Raw genomic sequence first — 5523 nt, forward strand, 5'->3', positions numbered from 1 at the left:
ATCATTAAGAGAATTGAAGAACAACTTGTGTGGATTTTTACTGATTGATTAATCGAAATAATTTTCATTGATTGATTGGTTTAAATTACTCGAAGTTTATTTGAGCGAAATTTAAGTCAGTAATTGATGAGCCAGAATTGGTACCTTGTCTTTAAATAAGGTACAAAATGATTTTAACTGAAGAGTTTGATCATGGCTCAGATTGAACGCTGGCGGCAGGCTTAACACATGCAAGTCGAGCGGAGAGAGGTAGCTTGCTACTGATCTTAGCGGCGGACGGGTGAGTAATGCTTAGGAATCTGCCTATTAGTGGGGGACAACATCTCGAAAGGGATGCTAATACCGCATACGTCCTACGGGAGAAAGCAGGGGATCTTCGGACCTTGCGCTAATAGATGAGCCTAAGTCGGATTAGCTAGTTGGTGGGGTAAAGGCCTACCAAGGCGACGATCTGTAGCGGGTCTGAGAGGATGATCCGCCACACTGGGACTGAGACACGGCCCAGACTCCTACGGGAGGCAGCAGTGGGGAATATTGGACAATGGGGGGAACCCTGATCCAGCCATGCCGCGTGTGTGAAGAAGGCCTTATGGTTGTAAAGCACTTTAAGCGAGGAGGAGGCTACTTTAGTTAATACCTAGAGATAGTGGACGTTACTCGCAGAATAAGCACCGGCTAACTCTGTGCCAGCAGCCGCGGTAATACAGAGGGTGCAAGCGTTAATCGGATTTACTGGGCGTAAAGCGCGCGTAGGCGGCTAATTAAGTCAAATGTGAAATCCCCGAGCTTAACTTGGGAATTGCATTCGATACTGGTTAGCTAGAGTGTGGGAGAGGATGGTAGAATTCCAGGTGTAGCGGTGAAATGCGTAGAGATCTGGAGGAATACCGATGGCGAAGGCAGCCATCTGGCCTAACACTGACGCTGAGGTGCGAAAGCATGGGGAGCAAACAGGATTAGATACCCTGGTAGTCCATGCCGTAAACGATGTCTACTAGCCGTTGGGGCCTTTGAGGCTTTAGTGGCGCAGCTAACGCGATAAGTAGACCGCCTGGGGAGTACGGTCGCAAGACTAAAACTCAAATGAATTGACGGGGGCCCGCACAAGCGGTGGAGCATGTGGTTTAATTCGATGCAACGCGAAGAACCTTACCTGGCCTTGACATAGTAAGAACTTTCCAGAGATGGATTGGTGCCTTCGGGAACTTACATACAGGTGCTGCATGGCTGTCGTCAGCTCGTGTCGTGAGATGTTGGGTTAAGTCCCGCAACGAGCGCAACCCTTTTCCTTATTTGCCAGCGAGTAATGTCGGGAACTTTAAGGATACTGCCAGTGACAAACTGGAGGAAGGCGGGGACGACGTCAAGTCATCATGGCCCTTACGGCCAGGGCTACACACGTGCTACAATGGTCGGTACAAAGGGTTGCTACACAGCGATGTGATGCTAATCTCAAAAAGCCGATCGTAGTCCGGATTGGAGTCTGCAACTCGACTCCATGAAGTCGGAATCGCTAGTAATCGCGGATCAGAATGCCGCGGTGAATACGTTCCCGGGCCTTGTACACACCGCCCGTCACACCATGGGAGTTTGTTGCACCAGAAGTAGCTAGCCTAACTGCAAAGAGGGCGGTTACCACGGTGTGGCCGATGACTGGGGTGAAGTCGTAACAAGGTAGCCGTAGGGGAACCTGCGGCTGGATCACCTCCTTAACGAAAGATTGACGATTGGTAAGAATCCACAACAAGTTGTTCTTCATAGATGTATCTGAGGGTCTGTAGCTCAGTTGGTTAGAGCACACGCTTGATAAGCGTGGGGTCACAAGTTCAAGTCTTGTCAGACCCACCATGACTTTGACTGGTTGAAGTTATAGATAAAAGATACATAACTGATGATGTAAGCTGGGGACTTAGCTTAGTTGGTAGAGCGCCTGCTTTGCACGCAGGAGGTCAGGAGTTCGACTCTCCTAGTCTCCACCAGAACTTAAGATAAGTTCGGATTACAGAAATTAGTAAATAGAGATTTAGATCTTGGTTTATTAACTTCTGTGATTTAAGTATCACGGTATTAAGCATGACCTGACGAAGGCGTGTTTATTCATTAACAGATTGGCAAAATTGAGTCTGAAATAAATTGTTCACTCAAGAGTTTAGATTAAGCAATTAATCTGAATGAATTGAGAACTAGCAAATTAACTGAATCAAGCGTTTTGGTATATGAATTTAGATTGAAGCTGTACAGTGTTTAAGTACACAGGCAACAGATAGTAGCGATGAAGAATCGCACGGACAACACTCACTTGTAGGTGTTGACGACTGTTTGGGGTTGTATAGTCAAGTAATTAAGTGCATGTGGTGGATGCCTTGGCAGTCAGAGGCGATGAAAGACGTGATAGCCTGCGAAAAGCTCCGGGGAGGCGGCAAATATCCTGTGATCCGGAGATTTCTGAATGGGGGAACCCACCTACTTTAAGGTAGGTATTGCAACATGAATACATAGTGTTGCAAGGCGAACGAGGGGAAGTGAAACATCTCAGTACCCTTAGGAAAAGAAATCAATTGAGATTCCCTCAGTAGCGGCGAGCGAACGGGGATCAGCCCATTAAGTTATGTGTGTTTTAGTGGAACGCTCTGGGAAGTGCGAACGTAGAGGGTGATATTCCCGTACACGAAAGGGCACACATAATGATGACGAGTAGGGCGAGGCACGTGAAACCTTGTCTGAATATGGGGGGACCATCCTCCAAGGCTAAATACTCCTGACTGACCGATAGTGAACCAGTACCGTGAGGGAAAGGCGAAAAGAACCCCTGTGAGGGGAGTGAAATAGATCCTGAAACCGCATGCATACAAGCAGTGGGAGCCGACTTGTTCGGTGACTGCGTACCTTTTGTATAATGGGTCAGCGACTTATATTCAGTAGCGAGGTTAACCGTATAGGGGAGCCGTAGAGAAATCGAGTCTTAATAGGGCGTTTAGTTGCTGGGTATAGACCCGAAACCAGGCGATCTATCCATGAGCAGGTTGAAGGTTGGGTAACACTAACTGGAGGACCGAACCCACTGTCGTTGAAAAGCCAGGGGATGACTTGTGGATAGGGGTGAAAGGCTAATCAAGCCTGGTGATAGCTGGTTCTCCCCGAAAGCTATTTAGGTAGCGCCTCGGACGAATACCATAGGGGGTAGAGCACTGTTTCGGCTAGGGGGTCATCCCGACTTACCAAACCGATGCAAACTCCGAATACCTATGAGTACTATCCGGGAGACAGACTGCGGGTGCTAACGTCCGTAGTCAAGAGGAAAACAATCCAGACCGCCAGCTAAGGCCCCAAAATCATAGTTAAGTGGGAAACGATGTGGGAAGGCATAGACAGCTAGGAGGTTGGCTTAGAAGCAGCCACCCTTTAAAGAAAGCGTAATAGCTCACTAGTCGAGTCGGCCTGCGCGGAAGATGTAACGGGGCTAAAACTATGTGCCGAAGCTGCGGATTTGACATTAGTCAAGTGGTAGGGGAGCGTTCTGTAAGCCGATGAAGGTGTATTGAGAAGTATGCTGGAGGTATCAGAAGTGCGAATGCTGACGTGAGTAACGACAAAACGGGTGAAAAACCCGTTCGCCGAAAGACCAAGGGTTCCAGTCCAACGTTAATCGGGGCTGGGTGAGTCGACCCCTAAGGCGAGGCCGAAAGGCGTAGTCGATGGGAAATTGGTTAATATTCCAATACTTCTGTGTAATGCGATGAGAGGACGGAGAAGGTTAAGTCAGCCTGGCGTTGGTTGTCCAGGTGGAAGGATGTAGGTATGTATCTTAGGCAAATCCGGGGTACTCTATACTGAGATCCGATAGCAAGCTGTACTTGTACAGTGAAGTGGCTGATACCATGCTTCCAGGAAAAGTCTCTAAGCTTCAGTTACACAGGAATCGTACCCGAAACCGACACAGGTGGTCAGGTCGAGTAGACCAAGGCGCTTGAGAGAACTCTGCTGAAGGAACTAGGCAAAATGGTACCGTAACTTCGGGAGAAGGTACGCTGTTGTTGGTGATGGAACTTGCTTCCTGAGCTGATGACAGCCGCAGAAACCAGGCCGCTGCAACTGTTTATTAAAAACATAGCACTCTGCAAACACGAAAGTGGACGTATAGGGTGTGATGCCTGCCCGGTGCTGGAAGGTTAATTGATGGGGTTAGCGTAAGCGAAGCTCTTGATCGAAGCCCCAGTAAACGGCGGCCGTAACTATAACGGTCCTAAGGTAGCGAAATTCCTTGTCGGGTAAGTTCCGACCTGCACGAATGGCATAATGATGGCGGCGCTGTCTCCAGCAGAGGCTCAGTGAAATCGAAATCGCTGTGAAGATGCAGTGTACCCGCGGCTAGACGGAAAGACCCCGTGAACCTTTACTGCAGCTTGACACTGAACTTTGACCTTACTTGTGTAGGATAGGTGGGAGGCTTTGAAGTTGGAACGCTAGTTCCAATGGAGCCGTCCTTGAAATACCACCCTGGTAATGTTGAGGTTCTAACTCTGTCCCGTTATCCGGGACGAGGACCGTGTCTGGTGGGTAGTTTGACTGGGGCGGTCTCCTCCTAAAGAGTAACGGAGGAGTACGAAGGTGCGCTCAGCGTGGTCGGAAATCACGCGTAGAGTATAAAGGCAAAAGCGCGCTTAACTGCGAGACCCACAAGTCGAGCAGGTACGAAAGTAGGTCTTAGTGATCCGGTGGTTCTGTATGGAAGGGCCATCGCTCAACGGATAAAAGGTACTCTGGGGATAACAGGCTGATACCGCCCAAGAGTTCATATCGACGGCGGTGTTTGGCACCTCGATGTCGGCTCATCTCATCCTGGGGCTGAAGCAGGTCCCAAGGGTATGGCTGTTCGCCATTTAAAGAGGTACGCGAGCTGGGTTTAGAACGTCGTGAGACAGTTCGGTCCCTATCTACCGTGGGCGCTGGAAATTTGAGAGGATCTGCTCCTAGTACGAGAGGACCAGAGTGGACGAACCTCTGGTGTACCGGTTGTGACGCCAGTCGCATCGCCGGGTAGCTATGTTCGGAAGGGATAACCGCTGAAAGCATCTAAGCGGGAAGCCTACCTCAAGATAAGATTTCCCTAGGAATTTATTCCTCTAAAGAGCCGTTCGAGACTAGGACGTTGATAGGTTGGATGTGGAAGCATAGTGATATGTGAAGCTGACCAATACTAATTGCTCGTGAGGCTTGACTATACAACACCCAAGCAGTTGTATATAAAGCATCAATCGATTCATAAATCGACAAACAAACTTGATTTAGTTATTCCACTAGATAAAATGAACAAGTCAGATTCAATCAGCCCAATCTGTAAAGATTTGGAAAACGCTTCGGCAAACAATAAGACCAAAGCAAGTATCCATAAACAGTTGTGCTGGCGACCATAGCAAGAGTGAACCACCTGATCCCTTCCCGAACTCAGAAGTGAAACCTCTTAGCGCTGATGGTAGTGTGGGGTTACCCATGTGAGAGTAAGTCATCGCCAGCTCATTATTC

General features: G+C 48.7%; 2 tRNA genes and 3 rRNA genes. All 5 read left to right on the forward strand.

Annotated features, from left to right (window positions below):
• The first annotated feature begins 174 nt into the window (after positions 1-174).
• A 16S ribosomal RNA gene (locus tag B554_RS0100040) occupies positions 175-1712 on the forward strand.
• A gap of 59 nt (positions 1713-1771) precedes the next feature.
• Positions 1772-1848: transfer RNA gene (locus B554_RS0100045), tRNA-Ile, on the forward strand.
• A 55-nt stretch (positions 1849-1903) separates the two neighbouring features.
• Positions 1904-1979: transfer RNA gene (locus B554_RS0100050), tRNA-Ala, on the forward strand.
• Between the two features lie 352 nt (positions 1980-2331).
• A 23S ribosomal RNA gene (locus tag B554_RS0100055) occupies positions 2332-5222 on the forward strand.
• Positions 5223-5400: 178 nt separating this feature from the next.
• Positions 5401-5515, forward strand: a 5S ribosomal RNA gene (gene rrf, locus B554_RS0100060).
• The 16S, 23S and 5S rRNA genes sit together here with 2 tRNA genes alongside, the layout of an rRNA operon.
• The last annotated feature ends 8 nt before the right edge of the window (positions 5516-5523 follow it).

It is taken from the genome of Acinetobacter sp. GG2, assembly GCF_000292385.1.
Taxonomy (GTDB): Bacteria; Pseudomonadota; Gammaproteobacteria; order Pseudomonadales; family Moraxellaceae; genus Acinetobacter; species Acinetobacter seifertii.